21 protein-coding genes are annotated in these 23,017 nt (G+C 70.4%); 11 read left to right on the top strand and 10 right to left on the bottom strand.

Annotated features, from left to right (window positions below; genetic code table 11):
* Nucleotides 1–28: 28 nt before the first annotated feature.
* Together EP757_RS28785 and EP757_RS28780 are read right to left on the bottom strand one after the other, a co-directional pair.
* Nucleotides 29–1,042, bottom strand: coding sequence for an ABC transporter permease (locus EP757_RS28785; RefSeq protein ID WP_127551248.1), 1,014 nt, complete (start codon nucleotides 1,040–1,042; stop codon nucleotides 29–31).
* Nucleotide 1,043: 1 nt separating this feature from the next.
* The gene (locus tag EP757_RS28780; protein ID WP_160165906.1) at nucleotides 1,044–2,603 is read right to left on the bottom strand and encodes an ABC transporter substrate-binding protein; all 1,560 of its coding nucleotides are present in this window, start codon (nucleotides 2,601–2,603) and stop codon (nucleotides 1,044–1,046) included.
* A gap of 175 nt (nucleotides 2,604–2,778) precedes the next feature.
* On the opposite strand from EP757_RS28780, the gene EP757_RS28775 reads away from it, so the two are divergent.
* Nucleotides 2,779–3,474 carry a GntR family transcriptional regulator gene (locus EP757_RS28775; RefSeq protein WP_127551244.1) on the top strand — a complete coding sequence of 232 codons (696 nt, stop codon included), beginning with the start codon at nucleotides 2,779–2,781 and terminating at the stop codon, nucleotides 3,472–3,474.
* Here EP757_RS28775 and EP757_RS28770 read toward each other — a convergent pair.
* Nucleotides 3,443–4,087 carry a TetR/AcrR family transcriptional regulator gene (locus EP757_RS28770; RefSeq protein WP_127551242.1) on the bottom strand — a complete coding sequence of 215 codons (645 nt, stop codon included), beginning with the start codon at nucleotides 4,085–4,087 and terminating at the stop codon, nucleotides 3,443–3,445. The genes EP757_RS28775 and EP757_RS28770 overlap by 32 nt on opposite strands.
* 159 nt (nucleotides 4,088–4,246) lie before the next feature.
* Between EP757_RS28770 and EP757_RS28765 the strand changes: the two genes are divergently transcribed.
* Nucleotides 4,247–4,756, top strand: coding sequence for a hypothetical protein (locus tag EP757_RS28765; protein ID WP_127551240.1), 510 nt, complete (start codon nucleotides 4,247–4,249; stop codon nucleotides 4,754–4,756).
* Between the two features lie 79 nt (nucleotides 4,757–4,835).
* On the opposite strand, the gene EP757_RS28760 is transcribed toward EP757_RS28765, so the two are convergent.
* A complete protein-coding gene (locus tag EP757_RS28760) occupies nucleotides 4,836–5,033 on the bottom strand; it encodes a hypothetical protein (protein WP_127551238.1) in 198 nt (65 codons plus the stop codon).
* 107 nt (nucleotides 5,034–5,140) lie between these two features.
* Here EP757_RS28760 and EP757_RS28755 point away from each other — a divergent pair, with 107 nt between their 5' ends.
* The 7 genes from EP757_RS28755 to EP757_RS28725 all read left to right on the top strand — a co-directional run bounded on the left by EP757_RS28755 (nucleotide 5,141) and on the right by EP757_RS28725 (nucleotide 12,738).
* Complete coding sequence (locus tag EP757_RS28755; protein WP_127551236.1) at nucleotides 5,141–5,785, top strand: hypothetical protein; 645 nt, start codon at nucleotides 5,141–5,143, stop codon at nucleotides 5,783–5,785.
* A gap of 107 nt (nucleotides 5,786–5,892) precedes the next feature.
* A complete protein-coding gene (locus EP757_RS28750) occupies nucleotides 5,893–6,471 on the top strand; it encodes a TIGR03086 family metal-binding protein (protein WP_127551234.1) in 579 nt (192 codons plus the stop codon).
* Nucleotides 6,472–6,500: 29 nt separating this feature from the next.
* Nucleotides 6,501–6,980, top strand: coding sequence for a (2Fe-2S)-binding protein (locus EP757_RS28745; RefSeq protein WP_127551232.1), 480 nt, complete (start codon nucleotides 6,501–6,503; stop codon nucleotides 6,978–6,980).
* Nucleotides 6,977–7,951, top strand: coding sequence for a xanthine dehydrogenase family protein subunit M (locus EP757_RS28740; RefSeq protein ID WP_127551230.1), 975 nt, complete (start codon nucleotides 6,977–6,979; stop codon nucleotides 7,949–7,951). Before EP757_RS28745 ends, EP757_RS28740 begins: the two co-directional genes overlap by 4 nt.
* Nucleotides 7,948–9,996, top strand: a complete 2,049-nt coding sequence (locus EP757_RS28735) for a xanthine dehydrogenase family protein molybdopterin-binding subunit (RefSeq protein ID WP_127551228.1) — start codon at nucleotides 7,948–7,950, stop codon at nucleotides 9,994–9,996. Before EP757_RS28740 ends, EP757_RS28735 begins: the two co-directional genes overlap by 4 nt.
* 210 nt (nucleotides 9,997–10,206) lie before the next feature.
* Complete coding sequence (locus EP757_RS28730) at nucleotides 10,207–12,123, top strand: GGDEF domain-containing protein (protein WP_127551226.1); 1,917 nt, start codon at nucleotides 10,207–10,209, stop codon at nucleotides 12,121–12,123.
* Nucleotides 12,124–12,147: 24 nt separating this feature from the next.
* Nucleotides 12,148–12,738, top strand: coding sequence for a hypothetical protein (locus EP757_RS28725; RefSeq protein WP_127551224.1), 591 nt, complete (start codon nucleotides 12,148–12,150; stop codon nucleotides 12,736–12,738).
* On the opposite strand, the gene EP757_RS28720 is transcribed toward EP757_RS28725, so the two are convergent.
* On the bottom strand, nucleotides 12,735–14,951 hold the full coding sequence (locus EP757_RS28720; protein ID WP_127551222.1) for an ATP-binding protein: 2,217 nt from the start codon (nucleotides 14,949–14,951) through the stop codon (nucleotides 12,735–12,737). The two genes, EP757_RS28725 and EP757_RS28720, sit on opposite strands and share 4 nt — an antisense overlap.
* Nucleotides 14,952–15,042: 91 nt before the next feature.
* Entirely contained in the window at nucleotides 15,043–15,513 is a 471-nt protein-coding gene (locus EP757_RS28715; protein WP_127551220.1) for an Lrp/AsnC family transcriptional regulator, read from the bottom strand.
* 81 nt (nucleotides 15,514–15,594) lie between these two features.
* Between EP757_RS28715 and EP757_RS28710 the strand changes: the two genes are divergently transcribed.
* Together EP757_RS28710 and EP757_RS28705 are read left to right on the top strand one after the other, a co-directional pair.
* The gene (locus tag EP757_RS28710) at nucleotides 15,595–16,512 is read left to right on the top strand and encodes a DMT family transporter (protein WP_232050050.1); all 918 of its coding nucleotides are present in this window, start codon (nucleotides 15,595–15,597) and stop codon (nucleotides 16,510–16,512) included.
* The gene (locus EP757_RS28705; protein WP_127551217.1) at nucleotides 16,460–17,599 is read left to right on the top strand and encodes an aminotransferase class I/II-fold pyridoxal phosphate-dependent enzyme; all 1,140 of its coding nucleotides are present in this window, start codon (nucleotides 16,460–16,462) and stop codon (nucleotides 17,597–17,599) included. The genes EP757_RS28710 and EP757_RS28705 overlap by 53 nt, the downstream gene beginning before the upstream one ends.
* A 2-nt stretch (nucleotides 17,600–17,601) precedes the next feature.
* Here the strand turns inward: EP757_RS28705 and EP757_RS28700 are convergent, their stop codons facing one another.
* The 4 genes from EP757_RS28700 to EP757_RS28685 are packed head-to-tail and all read right to left on the bottom strand — an operon-like array spanning nucleotide 17,602 to nucleotide 22,840.
* Nucleotides 17,602–18,636 carry a LacI family DNA-binding transcriptional regulator gene (locus EP757_RS28700; RefSeq protein WP_127551215.1) on the bottom strand — a complete coding sequence of 345 codons (1,035 nt, stop codon included), beginning with the start codon at nucleotides 18,634–18,636 and terminating at the stop codon, nucleotides 17,602–17,604.
* Nucleotides 18,633–19,802: a sensor histidine kinase KdpD gene (locus EP757_RS28695; protein WP_232050049.1), complete on the bottom strand. Its 1,170-nt coding sequence runs from the start codon at nucleotides 19,800–19,802 to the stop codon at nucleotides 18,633–18,635. Before EP757_RS28695 ends, EP757_RS28700 begins: the two co-directional genes overlap by 4 nt.
* Nucleotides 19,803–19,847: 45 nt before the next feature.
* A complete protein-coding gene (locus EP757_RS28690; protein WP_127551213.1) occupies nucleotides 19,848–21,077 on the bottom strand; it encodes a DUF1996 domain-containing protein in 1,230 nt (409 codons plus the stop codon).
* A complete protein-coding gene (locus tag EP757_RS28685; RefSeq protein ID WP_127551211.1) occupies nucleotides 21,074–22,840 on the bottom strand; it encodes a discoidin domain-containing protein in 1,767 nt (588 codons plus the stop codon). The genes EP757_RS28690 and EP757_RS28685 overlap by 4 nt, the downstream gene beginning before the upstream one ends.
* Between the last annotated feature and the right edge of the window lie 177 nt (nucleotides 22,841–23,017).

Raw genomic sequence — 23,017 nt, 5'->3', positions numbered from 1 at the left:
ATCCGGTGAGTCGGCAGAGCGATGGCGGTCATGCCGCCGCCAGCTGGGCGCGGCGGACTCGCGGGTCGAGGCCGAGCTGGACGACGTCGACGGCGAAGTTCACCAGGACCGTGATGAGTCCGATGAAGAGGACGGCGCCGAAGACGGCCTGGGTGTCCTTCTGGGTGACGGCGGTGGTCAGGTACGACCCGATCCCCTGCCGCCCGAAGACCGACTCGACCAGGACCACGCCCGCGAACGTCCATCCGACCTGCAGGCCGGCCAGGCTCACCGACGGGATCGCCGCGTTCCGCAGCACGTGGCCGGTCACGATGCCGCGCATCGGGACTCCCTTCGATCGGGCCACCGACACGTAGTCGCTCTCCAGGGCGGAGAGCATCGACGCGCGGAGGGTCCGGAACAGGCCCGCGGCAGCGGGCAGGGCCAGCACGAGCGCCGGCAGGATCAGGTGCAGCAGCGCGTCGCCGAACGCCGCCGGGTCGCTGTTGAGCAGGGCGTCGACGGTGACGAACCCGGTGCGGACCGGCACCACCACGTCGGTGGAGATCTGCCCGGCGACCGGCAGCCAGCGCAGCTCGGTGCCGATCACCCACTGGAGCAGGAACGCCAGCCAGAAGACCGGGACCCCGCCGGCCGCCACCGCGGCGACCCGCAGGAACGTGTCCCGGCGCTGGCGGGCAGCGGTCACCAGGGCGAGCAGCACCGCCCCGGCGATGCTGAGCACCGTCGCGACGACGACGAGCTCGACCGTGGACGGCATCAGGTTGCGCAGGTCGGTGACGACCGGCTGCAGGGTGACCGCGGACTGGCCGAAGTCGCCGTGCAGCAGCCGGCCGAGGAACTTCACGTACTGCACCGGGAGCGGCTCGTCGAGGCCGAGCCGTTCGCGGAACAGCTCGATCTGCTCGGGGCTCGCGTTGCGGCCGGCCGCCATCGTCGCCTGATCGCCGGGGAGCAGCTTCATCAGGAGGAAGACCGCGGTGGCCAGGCCCCAGAGCGTGACCGCCGTGGTGCCGGCCCGGGAGAGCAGGAATCTCCCCATGTCAGCCCGCGGTCCGGATGTCGAGCAGGTTGACCATGTCGTGCGAATCCGAGTCGCCGAGTCCGGTGAAGCCGGTGCGGACCACCAGGGTGTCGGTCGGGTTGGAGACGTTGATCGAGACCTGAGCCGCGGCGATCTTCGTCTGAGCCTGCTCGTAGAGGGCACAGCGCGCGGTCTCGTCGGTGGTGGCGAGCGCCTTCGTGATCAGGGCGTCCACCTCGGCGTCGGCGTAGTTGCCGTAGTTCGAGCCGCGGCCGATCATCTTCGAGTCGTAGGTGCGGGCCAGGATCGTGCCGGCGTCCGGGTAGAGCGGGAAGTCCGACATGTAGAAGAAGTCGGGGGTGGTCTCCGGCTTGGCGAGCTGCGCGATGTACGCCGGGTAGGTGATCTGCTTGAGGTCCAGCTTCACGCCGATGTCGGCGAGGTTCGACTTCAGCAGCGTCGCGGCCTGGATGTGCGCCGGGTTCCAGGTCTGGTACTCGGCGACCAGCGACAGGCCGCTCACCCCGGCCTCGGCGAGCAGCTTCTTCGCCTCGTCGAGGTTCTGCGCCGACGCCGGCAGTCGCGGCCGGCAGCCGAGCGCGGCGGGCAGCGGACCGGTGGCGACCTTGGAGCTGCCGCCCTCGACGTTCGTGACGAAGCCCTGGTAGTCGAAGGCGAGCGCGACGGCCCGCCGGACCCGGACGTCGGCGAGCTTCGGGCTCTTGGTGTTGATGAAGAAGTAGTTCTGCGCGGCCGACTGCCGTTCGACGACCCGGAACCCGGGGTTGCCCGCGAACGTGGCGGCGTCGTCGCGGCTCTGGATGGCCGCGTCGTACTGCCCGGCGAGCAGGCCGTTGCGGGCGGTCGAGCCGTCGGTCACGTTCGCCAGCACGATCTGCGCGGGCCGGCCGTCCTGCTTCGCCCAGTACTCCGGACGCTGCTGCAGGCGGATCTCGGTACCCTGCCGGATCGAGGTGAGCGTGTACGCGCCGCTGCCGGCCGCGTTGGCGGCGAGCCAGGACTGGGCGTTGTCGGTGCCCTCGTGCTGCTTCACCAGGTCCGCGTCGAGGATGAAGATCTTGCTGAGAGCGCCGGGGAAGATGGCGTTCGGGCGTACCAGATCGATCTTGATCTCGGTGTCGCTGATCGCCGTGGCGGACCGGTAGTCGTTGATCAGGGACGCGACGCCGGTGCCGACCCTCTTGGTGCGTTCCAGCGTGTAGACCACGTCGGCGGCGGTCAGTTTCGAGCCGTCGGCGAACGTGACGTCGTCACGCAGGGTGAAGGTGACCGAGGTGGCGTCCGGCGCGAGCGTCCACTTCGTCGCGACCCGGGGCTGCAGCTTCCCGTCGCGGGTGTACTCGACGAGCGTGTCGTAGAGGGCGTTGTCCGGCACCGAGTTCTGGGTCTGGTCGGCGAGCACCGGGTCGAGCGTGCCGACCGCGAATCCGAAGACGATCGAGCCGGCGTCGCTGCCGTTCGTCGTGGTGGTTCCGGCGGTGGTGCAGCCCGCCGCGGCGGTCAGGATCGCGGTGATTCCGAGGGTGGTCAGGGCAAGGCGCTTGGAGCGAAACGACATGGTCGACTCCTTGAAGAGGCCAGGGGGACTGCGGCGCGCTTGGGATACCATCCTGCGAACCAACGAGGAGTTCCTCAAGAAATTAGAAGTAACGTTCTTGTAAACACGCCAGCTCAAAACCGACATACGAGTCAGGCCTAGGAAGGCGACATGAGTGCGTGGTATACCAACGCGCATGACAGTGGAGGATGGACGCCCGCTTCCCGAGCAGATCTATGCGGCCGTGCGCGAGCGGATCATCGCCGGGGAGCTGCCACCCGGCGGCCGGCTCGTCGAGCGTGACCTCGCGGCCGAGCTCGGCGTCTCCCGCATCCCGTTGCGCGCCGCTCTGCCGCTGCTGGAGGCGGACGGGTTCATCACGACGACCCCGCGGCGGGGTGCGGTCATCGTGCACCTCACGCTGGATGACATCGAAGAGCTTTTCGACGTACGGGAGAAGCTCGAGCCCATGGCCGCCGACCTCGCCGCGCGACGCCTGCACGCCTCCGGAATCCCGCTCGGCCGGATCGAGGAGATCATCGGTTGCAGCGAGACGGCCCTCACCACGGGTGACGAACAGGGCGCGGCGACCGCGAACGTGGCGTTCCACCGCGAGCTGATCGCGCTACCCGGTCACCGCCTGCTCGGCCACCTCATGCAACCGCTGATGGGCCGGCTCGAATGGCTGTTCCGGCTCACCGCCGACCGGGACATCTCCGCGCAGTGCGCCGAGCACCGGGGCATCCTCGCGGCGATCCGGTCCGGGAACGGCGAGGTGGCGGCCGCGCTGGCGTTCGCGCACGTCGCGTCGGGCCGGGAGCCGTCCCTCGGCAAACTCCGCAACCGGCTGCCTCGGGGGATCAGCCCTGCCGCGGGAGCAGGAAGCCGATGACCATCGCGGTCAGGTCCTCCATGATCTCGTCCCAGTTGCCGTCCCCGGGTGCCTCGACGTCACTGCCCAGCCCCAGCCAGCGGGCCAGAACGCTGTAGACGATCACGCAGCTGGACTTGACCGCGCGCTCCGGGTCGGGGTGCCCGATGTCGCCGCGCCGGCACAGCAGCGCCGCGGCGAACGCCCCGGCCATCCGGTCGAACGCGGCCCGGCCCCGGGCGCCGATCACCTCGTCGTTCTGAGCGATCCGCATGAACGGCGCGATCATCGGAGCGTGCGCGCGCAGCACCTCGGTCATGGTCCGGACGGCCCGCTCGACCGCCTCCGGGAACGTCTCGCCCTCGGGCGCCGGCCGCGCGAACGCCGCCTCCTCGTCCTCGGCGATCCTCGCCATCACCCGCGCGTTGGCGATCCGCAGCAACTCGTCCTTGCTGTCCACCCGGCCGTAGATCGCGCCGGTCGAGACGCCGGAGAGCTTGCTGACCTCACTCAGCGTGAACGCGTCCGAACCGCGCTCGACGAGCAGCGCCACCGCGGCGTCGACGGCCGCGTCGAAGGACACCCGGCTGCGTTCCTGCTTGGGCTTGCGCACCGGCGATTGGGCGTTCCGCATCCGAAGAAGTTATCTCACCGCCTGTCGCTGATCCGGCTGACCGCACGGCGCGACCGGGAATACGGTCGAGGCGAACACCCCCCGGTACGCCCGACGCGCTGGGCGCCAAGCACATCGGTGCGATCACCGGACTTTGCGCAGATGCGAAGGAGCATCGCCATGACCGATCGCTTCGATCCCAACATCCCACCCACCGGACCGACCGACCCTGCCATCGAGGGCGAGTTCCTCGGCATCGTCGGCATCACCGACCGGCCCACCCTCGGGAAGTCCAACCTGGTCGTCAACCGGGCCAAGCAGTTCGACATCGATGTGACCTGGCACGTGTTCGGCAACCTCGTACCACTCTGGTTGACGGCACTGTCGGTGCGCACGCAGGACTGGGTCGTCACCGCCTTCGCCGAATCGCAGGGCCCCGGCGACGAGGTCTCCCTCGGCGAGGTACGGGTGCCGGTCCGTGGCCCGTTCTTCTCCCAGGACGAGACGTACTCGGCGAAGATCGAGGTTCCGGCGTTCACCCTTCCCGAGGGCGACCCGGGCAACACCGCTCAAGCCGGCGTCTACAAGATCGTCGTCACCACGTTCCTCGACTCCGACCTCGGACCCGTCGGCTACGACATGATGGGTTACGCCGAAGGGCCGATCATCAAGGTGGAAGACCCCGAGTAGTGAATCGGCCGGCTGGTCCGCCGGGACGACGGCGTCCGGACGAACCGGCCGGCTCTCTGGCTGATCCCAGGTTCGGCGATCAGGCCACGTCGACCGCATCGATGCTGATGCCGCCGAGGGATCCGACATGCCGGGCGCCGAAGTCACCCTGGTCGATCACGGTGAGCCGTGGGCGGCCCTTGCCCACGACGACGCGGCGTCCGCATGCCTCGTCCGTACAGGTGAACAGCACCTCGTTGGCGTTCTCCGCCTCGCAGATCATGGTGTGGAATGCCATCTCAACCTCGATTCAGGCCGGGAGTCAAGAGTTCCCGATCGAACCGGGCTGAACCCCTCCACATGCCGATCGCCACCGAAAATGGCACATCCACCATGGAGTACGCCATGGACCAGACCACCCACCTGCCACCGGCCGTCCGCGCCGCGCTGGTGGCGCTCTCCCAGGGCAGCTGCGACTTCCCGGGCTGCCGCGCCCCGGTGATGGTGTTCCTCGGCAACGAACCCGAGGTCAACGTCGAGCCGGTACGGATCCGCGGCGCCGGCTCCGGGGAACCGGATTCCTTCGACGATCTGCTGCTGCTCTGCGTCCCGCATCGCAAGGCAGTCGGCCGCGACCCCGCCGGCCACCCCGCCGAGCTGCTCCGGAGCTGGAAGCAGAGCCCGCCCGGGCCGCTGTCGGAGCTGCGCGACCTGACCGAGAAGCGCCTGGACGCGCTGCTCACCACGGCGTTCGCCGAGGCCCGGGAGCAGATCGACGAGGCGCTGACCGCGTTCGAGAAGTCCGACCCGGCGGCTGCCCAGCTGCTGCGCGAGCTGATCGACACGCTGCACGACCACCGCAGCCGGTACGGCGCCGACCCGCGTCTGGCCGGCTCCCTCACCGCACTGACCGGTTCCCTCGCCGCACTGGCCGGTTCGCTCACCGCCGTGGACCGGAAGATGGACGGCCTCCTGCGGCAACTCGAGGAGAAGCCGTCGCGCCCGCCGCGGATCAACGTCGGCTGGCGCGCGCCCGCATCCGCCGGATAGGGCGTCCTTCGCGCGGCGTGGTCTTTCTTGCCACGGGACTTTCAACCGTACAGTTGAAAGGTCTAGGGTGGCGGAGAGGCCGCGCCGACGCTGGAAGGATGCCCACGATGTCGCTTTCCGATCAGACGCCCGCCGAACGCCACCGCCAGGTGGCCGGCGAGTTCAGCACACGGGTGCTCGGAGTCAAGGACTGGGACGCGCCGGCGCCCGTCGACGGATGGACCGCCCGTGACGTGGTCCGCCACCTGGTCGAATGGCTCCCCGGGCTGCTCGCCGGCGGGTCCGACGTGCGGCTGCCGGCCGTCCCGGGCGCCGACGACGACCCGGCCGGCGCCTGGCAGCAGCACGCCGCCGCGGTGCAGGCCGTCCTCGACGACCCGGCGACACCGTCGAAGGTGCTGACGAATCCGCACATCGGCGAGGTGCCGCTGGACCGGGCGATCGACCAGTTCTACACCTCGGACGTCTTCATGCACACCTGGGACCTGGCGCGGGCGACCGGCCAGGACGACCGGCTCGACCCCGAGTTCGCCGGTCTCCTGCTCGCCGGCATGGAGCCGATGGACGAGATCCTGCGGTCGTCGGGGCAGTACGGCCCCCGCGTCCCGGTCCCGGACGACGCCGACGCGCAGACGCGGCTGCTCGGTTTCATCGGCCGCGATCCTTCCTGGACGCCCCTCGGTTGAGGTGAGCGGTCCGGGGTACGTGGAGGTCCATGCGGCTGATCGTCAACGGGGCGAAGCACGATGTCGACCTCGATCCCCGGACCACTGTCCTCGACGCCCTGCGCGAGCATCTCGGCCTGACCGGTGCCAAGAAGGGCTGCGATCACGGCCAGTGCGGCGCGTGCACGGTCCTGCTCGACGGCCGGCGGGTCAACAGTTGCCTGCTGCTGGCAATCGCCCACCAGGACACCGAGATCACCACGATCGAGGGCCTGCACGATCACCCCGTTCAGCAGGGTTTCCTCGATCACGACGGGTTCCAGTGCGGGTACTGCACGCCGGGCCAGATCTGCTCGGCGGTCGGCATGCTCGACGAGGTGGCTTCGGGACGGCCCAGTGCGGTGACCCCGCCCACGGGAGGTGACCTCCTCAGCGACGCGGAGATCCGGGAGCGGATGAGCGGCAACCTGTGCCGCTGCGGCGCCTACCCGAACATGGTCACGGCGATCCAGCAGGCGGCGTCCCGATGAAGACCTTCGAGTATCGCGCGGCCACCGGTCTCGCCGACGGGCTGGAGCCGGGCGCGGTGTTCCTCGGCGGCGGCACCAACCTGGTCGACCTGATGAAGCTCGGCGTCGCCACCCCGGACGTGCTCGTCGACGTCAACCGGCTCGCCCCCGAGCTCGGGTTCGGCGCGATCAGCGACCGGCCGGACGGCGGGCTGCGGATCGGCGCCGGCGTGCGCAACAGCGACCTGGCCGCCGACCCGCGCGTCCGCGAGCGGTACCCGGTGCTCTCCAGCGCCCTGCTGGCCGGCGCGTCCGGGCAGCTCCGCAACATGGCGACGACCGGCGGCAATCTGCTCCAGCGCACCCGGTGCCGGTACTTCATGGACGCCTCGAAACCGTGCAACAAGCACACGCCCGGCTCCGGCTGCCCGGCCCGCGACGGCGACCACCGCAACCTGGCGATCCTCGGGGCGTCCGAGTCCTGCGTCGCCACCCACCCGTCCGACATGGCGGTCGCGCTCGTCGCGCTCGACGCCGTCGTGAACACCAGCGGACCGGCCGGCGAGCGCAGCATCCCGGTCGCCGACCTGCACCGGCTCCCCGGTGAGCAGCCGGACCGCGACACCGTCCTGGACCACGGTGAACTGATCACCTCGGTCGACCTGCCGGCCCTGGACGTGGCGGCCAACTCGTTCTACCGCAAGGCCCGGGACCGGGCGTCGTACGCGTTCGCCGTCGGCTCGGTCGCCGCGGCGCTGCGGGTCGAGGACGGCGTGGTCCGGGATGTGCGGCTGGCCTGGGGAGCGGTGGCGCACAAGCCGTGGCGGGCCCGGATCGCCGAGGACCGCCTGCTCGGAGCGCCGGCCGGCCGGGCATCCTTCCTGGCCGCCGCCGACGCCGAACTCGCGCGGGCGGAAGGGCTGCGCGACAACGCGTACAAGATCGGCCTGATGCGCAACCTGACCGCCTGGGTCCTGGAGCACCTGTCATGACGACTGCGAACATCGGCGCGCCACTGGCCCGCCGCGAAGGCCCGCTCAAGGTGACCGGCGCCGCCGCGTACGCCGCCGAGTATCCGCAGGACGACGTCGCCTACGGCTGGGTGGTGACCTCGCCGGTGCCGCACGGACGGTTGAGGTCGGTCATCGCGGACCCGGCCGACACGGTGCTCGCGGTGCTCTGGCACGGCAACGCGCCCCGGATCGCCGAGGCCGGCGACCCGGAGCTGGCGGTGCTGCAGTCGGATCGGATCAGCTATCGCGGGCAGCCGGTGGCGCTCGTCGTCGCCGGCACGCTCGAGGAGGCCCGGCGGGCGGCGCAGACCGTGCAGCTCGACATCGAGGTCCTCCCGCACGACGCGGTGCTGCGGCCGGATCACCCCGATCTCTACACCCCTCAGCAGGTCAACCCGGCATTTCCGGCGACGACCTCGGCCGGCGACGTCGAGGCGGCGCTGTCCGATTCGGAGGTGTCGGTCGACGTCGTCTACGAGACACCGGCGCTGCACAACAACCCGATGGAGCCGCACGCCACGATCGCCCGCTGGGACGGCGACAGCCTGACCGTCCACGACTCCAACCAGCACCCGTCCGGGATCGCGGCGACGCTCGCCGAGGCCTTCTCCGTCGAGCGGGTCCGGGTGATCACCGAGCACGTCGGCGGCGGCTTCGGCTCGAAGGGCACGGCCCGGCCCAACGCGGTCCTCGCCGCGATGGCCGCCAGGGTCGTGGAGCGCCCGGTCAAGATCGCGCTCCCCCGCCAGCAGATGTTCAGCATCGTCGGCCACCGCACCCCGACGATCCAGCGGATCCGCCTCGGCGCCACCACGGACGGCGTTCTGACCGCGATCGATCACCAGGCGACGTCGCAGACCAGCCGGCTGCTCGAGTTCGCCGAGCAGACCGCCGTCTCGACCCGGCACATGTACGCCGCCCCGAACCGCCACACCACCCACCGCCTGCTGCGCCTCGACATGCCGACACCCCGCTGGATGCGCGCGCCCGGCGAAGCCCCCGGCATGTTCGCCCTGGAATGCGCCATGGACGAGCTCGCCGAGAAGCTCGGCATGGACCCGATCGAGCTGCGGATCCGCAACGAGCCGGACGCCGAGCCGGAGAGCGGCACCCCGTTCACCAGCCGGCACTACGTCGACTGCCTGCGCCGCGGCGCGCAGCGCTTCGGCTGGGAGGGCCGCGATCCCCGCCCCCGCCGGCGCCGCGAGGGCGACTGGTGGATCGGCACCGGCGTGGCCGGCGCGACCTATCCGACGATGGCCCAGCCGTCGACGGCCCGGGTGCGCAAGCGGGACGACGGCCGGTTCGAGGTGTCCATCGGCGCGGCCGACATCGGCACCGGTGCCCGGACGATCCTCACCCAGATCGCCGCGGACGCCCTCAGCACCGACGCCTCCGCCATCGACATCCGCATCGGCGACAGCTCGCTGCCGAAGGCCTCGGTGGCCGGCGGCTCCTCGGGCAGCGCCTCCTGGGGCTGGGCGGTCACCGGCGCCTGCCGTGAGCTGCTCGCCTCCGGCGGCGACGAAGCCGTCTTCGACACCACCGACCTGATCCAGCAGCAGGAGACGGACGGCCGGCACGCCTTCGGGGCACACTTCGCCGAGGTACGGGTGGACGCCGTCACCGGCGAGGTCCGCGTGTCCCGGATGCTCGGCATGTTCGCGGCCGGCCGCATCCTGAACCCGCGCACCGCCCGCAGCCAGTTCCTCGGCGGCATGATCATGGGCATGGGCATGGCCCTGCACGAGGAGGGCGTCCTCGACCCCGCCTTCGGCGAATGGGTCAACCACGACCTCGCCGAGTACCACATCCCCGCCCACGCCGACGTCGAGCACCTCGAAGCCGACTGGCTCGACGAACACGACGACCAGATCAACCCGATGGGCAGCAAGGGCATCGGCGAGATCGGCATCGTCGGCTCCCCGGCCGCCATCGTGAACGCCGTCTGGCACGCCACCGGCATCCGGGTCCGCGACCTTCCCGTCCGCCTCGACAAACTCCTCCCTGACCTCCTGGAGTGACTGAAACCGCCGGCTCACACGGCGGCGCCGGGACCCGCGCCGATCGCCTCAAGGAGCGGGTCTCCATCACCGTCGCGGCGCCGGCCGTGGTGCAGCCCTGAGCGAGCACCACGGCCGGTGCCGAGGAGGCAGGCCCGGAACAGCGGTCGTCGCCCGGGAATGGTTGGCACACGGCGCCTGAAACCGATCATTTCGCGAGATCATGACGGAGTGACTGGCCGCACCTTCGGAATCCTCTCCCCCTTCGTCGGTGGTGACTACTACGGCGCGATCATCGCGGGCATCAACGACGCCGCGGTGGCCGGCGGCGACCGCGTCATGGCCGTGCAGACGCTCGACCCCGGATCGCACAGCGCCGACCGCAGCGGCCTGCCCGCATTCCACCGCCCCCTCGCCTGGCGGCACCTCGCCGGCCTGGCCCTGCTCCCCGGAGCGGTCGCCGCGGACTACGCGGAGAAGGCACGGGAAGCCGGCCTCCCGGTGGTCGACGTCGCCCAGGAGGGCGCCGGCGCGGCGGTCCTCGCGGACAACCGGTCAGGCGTCCGGGACGCCGTCGCGCACCTGATCGGCCACGGCCACGAGCGGATCGCCTTCGCCGGATACCTCGCCCATCACGACCTGCGCGAACGTCACGAAGGCTACCGCGAGGCGATGCTCGCCCACGGGTTGACGCCGGTGCTCTACGAGAGCGGGGACAACCACGAGAGCGGCGGTGAGCAGGTCGCCGAGGCGCTGCTCCACCAGGCGCTGCTCCACCAAGCGCCGCTCCACCAGACGCCGCTCCGCGAGGCACCGCTCCGCGAGGCACGGGGCGACGAGGCACGGGGCGGCTCCGGGATGCCGGTCACGGCGATCGTGGTCGGCACCGACCGGAACGCGATCGGGTTGATCAACAGGTTGGCGGCTGCCGGTCTCTCCCTGCCCCGGGACATGGCCGTGGTGGGGTTCGACGACATCGCCGACGCGGCCTACTTGAAGCCGGCGTTGTCGACGGTGCGGCAGCCGCTGGATCAGATCGGGTCCATGGTCTATCAACGCCTCTGCTCGTTCGCATCCGGACAGGTGGACCGGGTCAGCACGGTTTTCGTGCCCCGGGAGTCGTGCGGGTGCCCCGGTCGGGGCCTCCCGGTGTCGGAGCCGCACACCCGGGCGCTGTTCGGCGAGGTGCAATATCTGCAGAGCACGCTGAACATCCAGTACGAGCTGGGGATCGCCCTGCTCGGCGCCGAGGCGGCGGACCCGCGGTCCCTCGAGTGGCTGGGCCTCACTCCAGCGGTGGCGGGGTGTCTGGGACTGTGGGATCCATCCTCCCCGGAAGAACAGGAGCCGGGCCAACGTCCATCGGACAACCTTGCGCTCGTAGGTGACTACCGCGCCTCGGTCGGCGCCCCGGACAGACGCGTGCCGGTGGACGCCTTCCCGCCCCCGGAGCTGTTCGCCGCCGCCGACGGACCGGCCGGCGACATCGTGCTGATCGCGCCCGTCCGCAGCCGCGCCCGCGACTGGGGAATGCTCGCCGCGGTCGGCCGCATCCAGTCGACCACGCCGCCGGGCCGGGAGATGATGAACCACTCCGGGTCGCTGCTGGCGAAGGCCCTGGACTACCAGGTGACCATGGCGGCACTCCGGGAACAGGAGGAGCGTCTGCGTACGGCGGCCCTCCGCGATCATCTGACCGGCCTGCCGAACCGGCTGCTCCTCGAGGATCGGCTCACCCAGGCGGGACTGCGGGCGACCCGCGACCCCGACTACCGTTTCGCCGTGCTGCTGCTCGACCTGAACGGGTTCAAGGCCGTGAACGACACGCTCGGGCACGCGGCCGGCGACCAGCTGCTGATCAAGGTGGCGGGGCGGCTCACCCGGCTGCTCCGGCGTACCGACACGGTGGCCCGGCTCGGCGGCGACGAGTTCGTGGTGCTGATCGGCGGGGTGAACGGCACCGACGGCCACGAGACCGTCCGCAAGGCGATCCAGACCACCCTCGCCGAGCCGTTCACGATCGACGGAAAGGAGGTCACCGTGGGGGTGAGCATCGGCGTGGCCGTCTCCGCCGACGGCGCCACCGACCCGGATCGCCTGCTGCGTGAGGCCGACGCCGCGATGTACCGGGAGAAGAGCAGGCGCTAGTCAGGCGTCAGTACCCTCGCGGGTATGCCCCGCATCCTAGGGTGGGCCGCCGCGGCCGCCCTGATCGCGCTGATCGTGCTGACCTTCGGCCCGCTGCCCGGCTGGATCCTGGACGGCAACCATCCGGAGGCCGGCACGCTGCCCCTGACCCCCCGCCTGGCCGCGGAGAAGGATCTGCGGCTCCTGCTGCTCCAGGCGATCGCCGGTCTGCTGCTGATCGCCGGTGCGTTCGCCACCTGGCGTCAGGTGTCGGTGGCGAGCGGCCAGCTGGCGATCGCCCGCTCGACCCGGGTGACCACGGCGTTCACGTCGGCGCTGGACCAGCTCGGCGCGGACTCGGCGGCGCGGCGGATCGGCGGCGTCTACGCCCTGGACCGGATGATGGAGACCGACCCCGGCGAGATCCCGCGGATCCTGCCGGTGCTCGCCGCCTTCGTCCGCCAGGATCCGGCCGTCCCACTGCGGCCGGTCACCGCCGACGTCGAGGCCGCCGTCCTGATCTGCCTGGCCCGGCGCGGCGACACCCCGCTCAGTTTCGCCGGCGCCAAGCTGCGCGGCCTCGACCTCACCGTCCACGACCTGCGCGGCATCGACCTGACCGACACGGTCTTCTAGAGGTCGGAGGACCGCGCGGCGTGTTCGAAACCCGTCACGGCCGGGCGGACGCCGCCGAGGAACCGCCGGACCCCGTCGATCATCTCCCGGATGTCCGGCCCGAGCCGCTCCACCATCACCATGCCGTCGCCCGACCGCTCCGGCCCGAACAGGCAGCCCGCCTCGTACCGTGCGAGCTGCAGCTCACCGATCGCGGCCAGCGACGCGGCCAGGTTCTTCTCCACCTCGCCGGCCGGCCAGTCCAGGGCCAACCCGGTGACCGCCAGGTTGTAGTGCGCCAGCGCCCGGGTGTACCCGTCGGTGTCGCCGCCGGTCAGGCAGATCTCCAGCCACCGCCGCGCCTCGTCCAGCCGGCCCAGGCTCATCAGCATGTAGCCGATGTTGTTCGCGTTGTCGCCGGTCACCGGGAACCGCAGTGCCAGGTCGAGTTCGGCGCCGACCTCCACGAGACGTCCGGCCGTGTAGGCGTCGAACGCCCGATGCGCGTGCACGTCGCCGAGGGACGCGAGGATCGCCCGGTTCGGACGGGTGGCGAGGCTTCTGAGGAACTCCTCCTCGGACGGCAGATCGTAGGCGATCTGCTCCACGCGGAGCGATCCTCCCAGTGCTCCCGCTCGTACCTCCAGAGTCTTCAGAACGTCGTCGAGAGGACCCTCTTCGATGTCGGTGCGGGGAACCCACAACACGACCTTCGTTCCCTTGTACGCCGCCGTGACCCGATCGAGGACGAGCCTGCCGGATCCGAGCGCGGCGAGCACCCATTCGTAGACGACCGGTGTCCGGGACCGCAGCTCCGGATCACCTCCTGGGAGCAGGCTGCTGATCGTGTCCTCGACCCAGAGCCGCCCGTCCACCGAGGACGGCGCCCAGAACGCCGTGGCCTCGTCGATGGAGCTGGAGATGGCCGACGCCAGGAAGTCGGAGAACTCGCGGGTCTGCACCCGGAACGACACGTTCTTGCTCTTCGCCAGGTAGGAGACGTAGACCTTCTCGAACTCGTCGCCGCAGAACGTGATCGGCCCGTCCTCGTCGGCGGCGAGCAGCCCGGCCGCGCACAGATCCGCGAAGTGCTGCGGCAGCGCCTCCCGCAGCTCGCTGGGACCGAGCTCGTTCAGCTTGACCGCGAACATCATCTCGTCGAGGTTGGCGTGGCCGATGCACGCGGTCAGCAGTCCCATCCCGCGCAGCGTGTCGACACCGAGCTTGCGGACCTTCTCCACGATCGGGCGGGAGCCGGCGTGCGGCGGGGCGGCGATGTCCAGCTCGCGCAGCACGTCGTCGAGCACGTTCGCGGAGAGCGCCATGAACTCCGCCTTGCGCTCCTGGACCATCTTGAACATCAGGTGGCCGAGCAGCTGGATCTCGTACGGCCGGCCGCCGGACAGCTCGTGCACGTCGTGGGTGAGCACGAGACCGTGCGGGATCAGGTCGTCCACCGGCAGGCCCATCAGGTCGAGCGGCCCGCGCAGGCAGCTCTCGGTCTCGCTCTCCTGCCGGAACGGGTCCACATGGATCTTCTTGAACTGCCTGATGATCGGCGAGAACACGTCGTCGAAGAGCGGGAACATGCCCGGCGTGCCGGTGAGCACCAGCTGGTAGCCCGGCGTGTTCATGAAGACGTTGCGCAGCATCTCCAGCGCGACCCGTTCCTTGAGCACGTCACACTCGTCGAAGAGCAGCACGCACGCGGTGCCGCAGGCGCGCCGGAGCGTCTCCAGGTCCTTCATCAGTTTCGGCTCGGAGATCTGCCGGCCGCTCTTCACCGCCCCCGCGTAGTGGGCCGGGAACCGCAGCGGGAAGTCCAGGTTGTCGGCCGCCGGATCCAGCTCGACCATGATCTTGTGGTAGATCCGGTCCTCGTCGGACCCGGGCTGGAAGAGATGACCGGCCGAGATCACGGCGTCGACCACCGCCTCGTAGATCTTCCCGAACAGGTCCGTCGGATCGGCGTCGCCGGTGGTCAGGTTGATCCGGGCGGTCAGCAGCCCGAGCTGCTTCGCCTCGTGGTCGATGATGTTGAGCAGGCTGGTCTTGCCGGCCGCGCGCTCACCGACGAGCGCCAGGTTGACCGGGCGCTCGTGGCGCGCATGCCGCAGGTAGTACCGGATGTCGCTCAGCTCGGAACGGCGTCCGGCGAGACGCTCCGGGCGGGTGATCGGGCTCGCGAACTCGTACGGGTTCGGCAGCTCCGACAACGCGGCTCTCGCGGGCATGGCGTCATTGTGCCCGCCCGGAAGGCGCCGGCGCGCCGTCCTCGCCTACCGCTTTCGGGCGACGATCCCGGACAGGGACGCCTCACGGATCCTAATGGGAGCGGATCGGGAGGGGCGAGACCGTCTTCGTGGTGGCGAACGCGAAGGTGGTCTGCATCGAGGCGAGGCCCGGGATGGTGCGCAGGCGGGTACGAGTGAAGTCCTCGTACGAGGAGAACGACGCGACGGTGACCTTGAGCAGGTAGTCCTGGTCGCCGGCGAGCAGGTACGCCTCGACGATCTCCGGCACCTCGCGGAGACGCTGCTCCACCTGCTCGACGAGATCGTGCTCGTGGGATTGCAGGGTGATCCGGACGAACGCGGTGATCGGCAGGCCCACCGACTCCTGATCGATCACCGCGCGGTAACCGGCGATCACGCCCGCTTCTTCGAGCAGCCTGACCCTTCGCAGACACGGCGACGGGGAGAGGCCCACCCGGTCGGCGAGTTCCTGGTTGCTGAGGCGGCCGTCGCGCTGCAGTTCGAGCAGGATCCGGCGGTCGATGTCGTCGAGGTCGCGCATTAGCAGATTCTGCCAACAAAGCCGCCTCCAGCGCACGAATTAGCAATCGCCTGCGGCGGCCGGACGCATAACGTTCCGGGTGTGACAGGTGTCAAGACCGGCCTCGCGGCGATGGCGGCCACCGTCGTGGTCTGGGCCGGGTTCGCGCTCAGCATCCGCGGCATCGGGGCGTCGTCGCTCACCACCATGGACGCGGCCCTCCTCCGCTTCACTACGCCCGTAGTGCTGTTGTCGCCGTGGATTCCGCGCACACTACGATCGTTGTCCGGTGAGCGTCCGGCGGTGATCGCGGCGCTCTGCGCGGGCGCCGGCCTCCCCTACTTCGCGATCTCCGCGCTCGGCGGCTCGCTCACCACCGCGGCCCTGGTGGGACTCGTGATCCCGGGGGTGGTGCCGGTCTTCGTGGCGCTTCTCTCGTACAAGATCTGGGGTCTGCGGATCAGCAAGGCGCAAGCCGCCGCGCTCGGCGTGATCCTCCTCGGCGTCGCGGCCTCGCTCTCCTGGCGCACCGGGCCCGGCATCGTCGTGCTGCTGATCGCCGGCCTGATCTGGAGCGTCTACACCCTGGCGCTGCGGGCCACCCGGCTCGATCCGGTCGGCGCCGCGCTGGTCCTCTGCGCTCCTTCCGCGCTGATCACCGCATCGCTGATCGGATCCGGACTCGCCCCGTCACACCTCAGCCTCGACCGGGACGCGCTGATCTACCTCGTGGTGCAGGGGATCGGCGTCGGCGTGATCGCGTCGATCGGCTACTCGATCGCGATCAGGCGGCTCGGCCCGCGGCTGGCGGCCTGCCTCGGCGCACTCGCCCCGGTGCTCACGACGATCACGGCGGTGCCGTTGCTCGGCGAGCCGATCACCACGGCGACCCTGGTCAGCCTCGTACTGATCGTGGGCGGCGTGGCGCTCTATCCGCTCTTGAAGACATCGACGAAAGAGAATTCAGATGCTGCTCAGCGCCGATCCGTTGTGGGAGCTCACGGCGGCGTGCGGTCGTGACACGCGGCCCGGGCGGCTCGACCTGATCGTCGGCGTCTACCGCGACGACAGCGGCGCGAGCCCGATCATGCGCGCGGTCCGTGCCGCGGAGTCGCGCTTGGCGCGTTCCTCCACCACCAAGGCGTACGTCGGACCGTCCGGTGATCACCGGTTCCTCGCCTCGATCAGCGAGCTGATCCTGGACGACCCGTCGGTGCGGGCGCGTGCCACGGCGGTGCAGACGGTCGCCGGAACCGGGGCGCTCCGCCTGCTCGCCGAGCTGATCGCCGCGACCGGCCCGGATCGGACCGTGCACCTCGGCGTGCCCGCGTACGTCAACCATCAGGGCGTCCTCCGGGCCGCCGGACTGCGGGTGGACACCCATCCCGTCGCGGACATGCTCGCCGCCGCCTCGGTGGCCCGGCCCGGTGACGTGCTGATGATCCAGGGCTGCTGCCACAACCCGACGGGCTATCAGATGCCGGCCTCGGACTGGGACGCGCTGGCCGAGGTGCTGTACCGCCGTGGCGTCGTCCCCTTCATCGACCAGGCGTATTTCGGCCTCGGCGACGGGCTGGAAGCCGATCTCGACGGGATGCGGCGGCTGCTGCGGGTGGTCCCGGAGGCGTACGTCGCGGTCAGCGGCTCCAAGGCGTGGGGCCTCTACAGCGAGCGGGTCGGCGCCGCCCTGGTGATCGGAACCAGCCCCGCCCGCGACCGTGCCCTCCTCGAAGGCGCGGCCCGGGTCAGCTATTCGCAGCCGCCGGCCCACGGCGCCGCCCTGGTCGCCGAGATCCTCACCGACCCGTCGCTGCGGTCCTGCTGGCGCGACGAACTGGAGTCGATGCGCCTGCGTCTCGGCCGGCTGCGCAGTGGCCTGGCGCTGCGCCTGTCCGACCTGCCGGGCTTCGCCGGCCTGTCCACCCAGCGGGGCATGTTCCTGACTCTTCCCCTGTCGCCCGAGGCGATGGAGAGCCTGCGCGTGGACCACGGCGTCTACGGCCTGCCGACGGGCCGCATCAACCTGGCCGGCCTCCCGTCACCCCGCGTCCCCGAGGTCGCAGCCGCCATCCGCGCGGTGGCCCAGCCATCGGTTCCTGCTCCATAACGTCAAGCGGAGTCGCGGATGACGAGGGTCGGCTGGAAGACGACGGATCGCGGAGAGCGGCCCGGACTCGCGATCTGGGCCAGCAGCAGCGCGGCCATCTCGGCGGCCATCTCCTCCACCGGCTGACGGACCGTGGTGAGCGGCGGCCGGCATTCCAGGGCGGCGCTGGAATCGTCGAAGCCGACCACCGCCACGTCCTCGGGGACCCGGCGGCCGTGGTCCTGGACCGCCCGCAGAGCGCCCTCGGCCATCAGGTCGCTGGCCACGAAGAGGCCGTCGATCCCGGGATCCGCGGCCAGCAGCGCCCGGGCGGCCGCCTCGCCGCCGGCCCGGGTGAAGTCGCCGGTGACCGCGGGGATGTCCGCGAAGCCCCGCGCGGACAGGAATGACCGGAAACCGTCGAGGCGCTCGGAACCCGCCGGGATGTCCAGCGGCCCGTTGATCGTGGCGAGCCGCCGGCACCCCCGTGCGAGCAGGTGACCGGCGGCGAGCGCGGCGCCGGCCCGCTGGTCGACGTCGACGTAGCTGACCGGCAGCGGACCGGACGGCCGGGACGACAGGACGGCCGGGATGCCCAGAGCGTGCACCTGCGCCGGCAGCGGATCGTGCTCGTTGCTGCTGATCAGCAGGACGCCGTCGACGTGGCCCTGCCGCAGGTAGCGGACCACCCGGTGATGATCGGACGCGTCGGTCGGCACGACGACCAGGTGCACGTCGTGCGGGCGGAGCGCTCCGGTGGCGCCGGCGGTGACACGGCCGAAGTACGGGTCGGTGAAGATCCGGTTGAGGAACGAGTGATCGTCGGGACGGTCCGGCTCGCTGATCACCAGGGCGACGGAGTCGGACCGGCGGGTGACGAGGCTGCGCGCGGCGACGTTCGGCACGTACCCGGTCTGGGCGATCGCCCGCTCCACGGCGGAACGGATCGACGGAGCGACGGAGGCCGCGTTGTTTATCACGCGGGAGACGGTGGCGCGGGAGACGCCGGCCGCCGCGGCGACCTGATCCATGGTCGGCTGCCGCGGTCGGGAGATCATGGGGTCTGATTGAACGGGAACGTGACCACCATCGCCACCCCGGGGTCGCGCGCCTCGGCCACCGCCGTGCCGCCGTGCGCCTCCGCCAACTGCCGGACGATCCAGAGTCCCAGGCCGACGCCCTGCTTGCCGCCGACCGCGAACTGACCGAAGAGCCGGGTCCGCAGCTCGTCGGGGATGCCCGGGCCGTGATCACGGACTTCGAGCCGGTCGGCCGGGCCGTCGCGCACGACGCTGATGACGACGGGCGGTGCGCCGTACCGGAGGGCGTTCGTCACGAGATTCAACAGGATCTGCTCGAACCGCTGCTTGTCCACGAAGATCAAGACACCAGGACCAATTTCGGTACGAATGTCAGCGTCGGCTCGGACGTACTGCAGAGCGTCCTTGACCAGGGACTGTGCCGGGTGGGCCGCACGATCGAGCTTGAGATGACCGGAGCTGTCGATGCGGTGCAGGTCCAGCAGGCCGTCGGCGAGCCGGGCGATCCGGGCGGTCTGCCGCAACGCCGCGTCGATCATCCGGCGCTCCACCCCGGAGCAGGAGTCCTGCAGCTCCTCGAGGACGCCTCGAACGGTGCTGAGCGGCGCCCGTACGTCATGAGCCAGCGTGCTGACCATCCCGGCCCGCCACTCCTCGATCCGCGCCAGCCGCGCCCGGTCGTCCCGCAGGTGCCGGGCCTGCGCCTCGATGAGCAGCGCCACCGCCAGCGCGACCGGGATGAGGATCACCGCGCTGCCCACGACCGCCTGCGGCTGACCGGTGAGGATCAGCGGGAGCATGAACGCGACGGTGGCCGGCGCGAGGTAGAGCAGCAGGATCCAGCGCGGGAAGTGCAGGGCCGCCCAGGAGTACACCAGCACCAGGAACGGTCCGGTCCCGGTCGAGACCCCGCCGAACGACCAGGTGGAGAGGCCGAGGACGGCGAACGCGGCGAGACCGAGCAGTGCCGGCGACCACGGGCGCATGCGGTTCCACGGCAGCGTGAACCCGATGATCGCCAGCAGGGCGTCGCACAGGGCGACGGTCACCAGCCGGTCGGCGTGCGACCGATCGTTGACGATGCCCAGCAGGGCCAGCAGTCCGGCGACGGTGAGCAGCACGGCGGCCTGCCGGGCCGCTTCACGCGGTCCGGTTCCGAGGAGCTTCAGTAGACCGCTTTGCACCGGTAAGGATGGTATCGCGGCCCCTCCGGGTAGGGGCCGCGATCATCACGGCCTGCCGTCCACCCCGCATTTGATGATCGGGCGGATGCAGTCGTTCACCCGGCGGGCCATCTCCGCGACCGGCCAGGCGTTGAAGAAGTCGCCGTGCATCGTGTAGCCGGCACCGGACGCCAGCCGCAGCCGGGCCGGATCACCGGTGACCGGGTACCGCATGACCTGCCGCAACTTCGGCACGACCACCGGGTGGGTGGCCGGGCAGGCGTTGTTCACCGGGTACGCCATGTGGCTCTTGTGATCGGCCGAGTCCAGGTTGCGGCCGTCCCAGCAGTGCGGGAAGTCGAGGTACGACTCCAACATCGATCCGGCCGGGCAGTTCACGAAGTCCGGCGACGACCCGACGTGCCCGGCGTGCAGGCAGGACCACCGTGCGATCGTGTTGTCGGCGGGTCCGGTGGCCTTCGCGTTGCCGGCGACGATCCGCAGCCCGAGCGGCAGCGGCTGGGTCTGCGCGATCAGGTCGTCGCGCACGCCCTCACCGAGGTAGTAGAAGATGCCGGTCACCGGTTCGACGGGCGCGTCGTCCCGGTAGAGCGTCGGGATCCAGTACGACGACTTGTCGATCGACGGGTTGCAGTTGCTGTTCGCGTTGAGCAGCGTGTCGACCGTCGAGTGGGCGTTCGTGACGGTGCTGCCGAAGAAGCTGTGCATGTGCGAGGCGCCGGGCAGCCCGGGGAAGATGATCGGGTCGTCCGGCAGCCGGTGGCTGAACGGGCAGTCCGCCAGGAACTCCGCGACACGGACGACGTTCGGCGGGGCGGCCGTCACCCCGTACACCTGAAGCTCCTTGATCGAAATCCCCCACTGCGTCGCCCGGACCGTGCTCTCGACGCGCACGTAGCGGCCGGTCCCGCTGACGGTGAGCGCCTGCCTGCCCCCGGCTCCGGCGGCGGTGGAATAGAGGGTGGTCCAGCTCTGTCCGTCGGCGGAGGCTTTCACCGCATAGGTACGGGCGTACGCCGCTTCCCAGTCGATCACGACCGACGAGATCGCCGCGCTGGAGCCGAGGTCGACCTGGAGCCACTGGGGATCACTGAAGGCGCTCGACCAGCGGGTTCCGGCATCGCCGTCGACGGCGTTCGACGCCGGGAAGGCAGCGGACTCGGTCGAGGACGCGGTCGCCGCCTTGCCCTGGGAGATCAGCGGGTCGGCGGCGCTGGCCTCGCCGGGCAGAGCGATCACGAAGAGGCCGACGATGACGGCCAGAAGACGTCTCATTGGTAGACCCTCACGTAGTCGACGAGCATGCGGGACGGGAAGGGTGTGGTCGCGTCGATCGGGCCGGGGAAGTCGCCGCCGACGGCCAGGTTCAGGATCAGGTAGAACTTGTGGTCGAAGATCCACGGACCACGGGTGTTCTCCACGGTCTCCTTGTTCGCGGTGAAGACCAGGTTGCCGTCGAGGAAGAACCGGATGCCCTTGCTGTCCCACTCGGCGGCCCAGGTGTGGAAGTCCTGGGAGAGGTCGGCGGTCGCGTACTTCTGGCCGTAGCCGCCGGCGCCGTTGTAGGCCGGGGCGTGCAGCGTCGAGTACGCCTCAGCGGTGTTGCGGCCGAGGACCTCCATGATGTCGATCTCGCCGTTGTACGGCCACGGCCGGCCCTGCAGGAAGTCGTCGCCCATCAGCCAGAACGCCGGCCACAGACCGTTGCCCTTCGGCACCTTGACCCGGGCCTCGATCCGCCCGTACTGGACGGAGAACTTGTTGCTCGTGTTCATCCGGTGCGAGGTGTAGTCGCGGCCGTTCGACGCCTCCTTGCGCGCCTCGATCACCAGGGCGCCGGTGCCGTTCATCGACGCGTTCTGGCTGTCCGGCGTGTAGTACTGCACCTCGCCGTTCTGCGGGAACCCGGGGTCGTACGTCCACTTGCTGGTGTCCGGCTTGCTGCCGGCCGCGCCGTTGAACTCGTCGGCGAAGACCAGCCGGGTCGCCGGGAAGACCGGGTCGGCCGGCTTCGCGGGCGGCGCGGTCGGGTTGCCGCCGGTGCCGTAGACGCTGAACTCCCAGAGCGAGTATCCGTAGGCGCTGGATCGGGCGGTGCCGTACATCCGCACGTAGCGGCCGGCGCCGGTCGCGTTGATGACGTCCTTGAGGCCGTCACCGGTGGTCGTCGAGTAGATCGTGGACCAGTTCGCGGCGTCCGCCGACACCTGGATCTGGTACGACCGGGCGTACGCCGGGTCCCACTGCAGCACGACCTGGCTGATCTGTGCGGTGGCGCCGAGGTCCACCTGGATCCAGCCCGGATCGGTCCAGCCGCCGGTCGGGTTGGTGGCCCAGCGGCTGGCCGGGTCGTTGTCGAACGCCTTGTCCGCCGTGCAGGGGTTGCACTGGGGGTCGTTCTGCTCGGTCGAGGCTCGTGCCGGTTTGCCGTAGCTGAGCAGGCCACTCGTCGGGTTCGTCTGCTCGCCGGCGTAGACCTGGAACTCCCAGAAGGAGTAGCCGTAGGCTTCGAGCGCCCGCTGCGACAGATTGATCCGGATATATCGTGCCGTACCGGTGACCGGGATGCTCTGCTGACCACCGGCGCCCGTCGTCGTGGAGTATGCCGTCGTCCACGTGCTGCCGTTGGTGGAGAGCTGGATCTGGAAGGCCTTCGCGTACGCCGCCTCCCAGTTGATCGCGACCCGGCTCACCGCGGTGGACGCACCCAGATCGACCTGGAACCACTGCGTCGCCGCGAACGCGCTGGACCACCGTGTGCCGTTGTCGCCGTCGACGCCGGACGCGGCGGGGGTTCCGGCCCATTCGCTGGACGAGGCGGTGGCCGGCTTGTTCTGCGAGACGAGGACTTCGGCGGCCGCGAGCCTTTGCGCGGCCGTGAGCCCTCCGGCGGCCGTGAGCCCTCCGGCGGCCGTGAGCCCTCCGGCGGCCGTGGACCTTCCGGCTGCCGTGAGCCCTTCCGCGGAGGCGGCTGGGACGGCCAGGAACGCGGTGAGCAGGCCGCCGAGAGCGGCGGCGGATAACAGGCGTCGTTTCATGGCGGGGACTCCTCGGGGGATTCGCTTCCGTGTGAAAGCGCTCTCTTGGACGACACTGTGAACGGGACGTAAAAGGCTGTCAATGCACCGGAAACATCGGGGAAGCGCTTCCTCAGCGCATCGACGCAGCTCAACGCCGGGTGGTACGCCGATGGCGCTCGCAGGTTCCGGAACCTG

The organism is Actinoplanes sp. OR16 (assembly GCF_004001265.1).
In the GTDB taxonomy this organism is placed as follows: domain Bacteria; phylum Actinomycetota; class Actinomycetes; order Mycobacteriales; family Micromonosporaceae; genus Actinoplanes.
The sequence above is the reverse complement of the archived record's forward strand: the minus strand, read 5'-3'. Positions and strand labels throughout refer to the sequence as shown.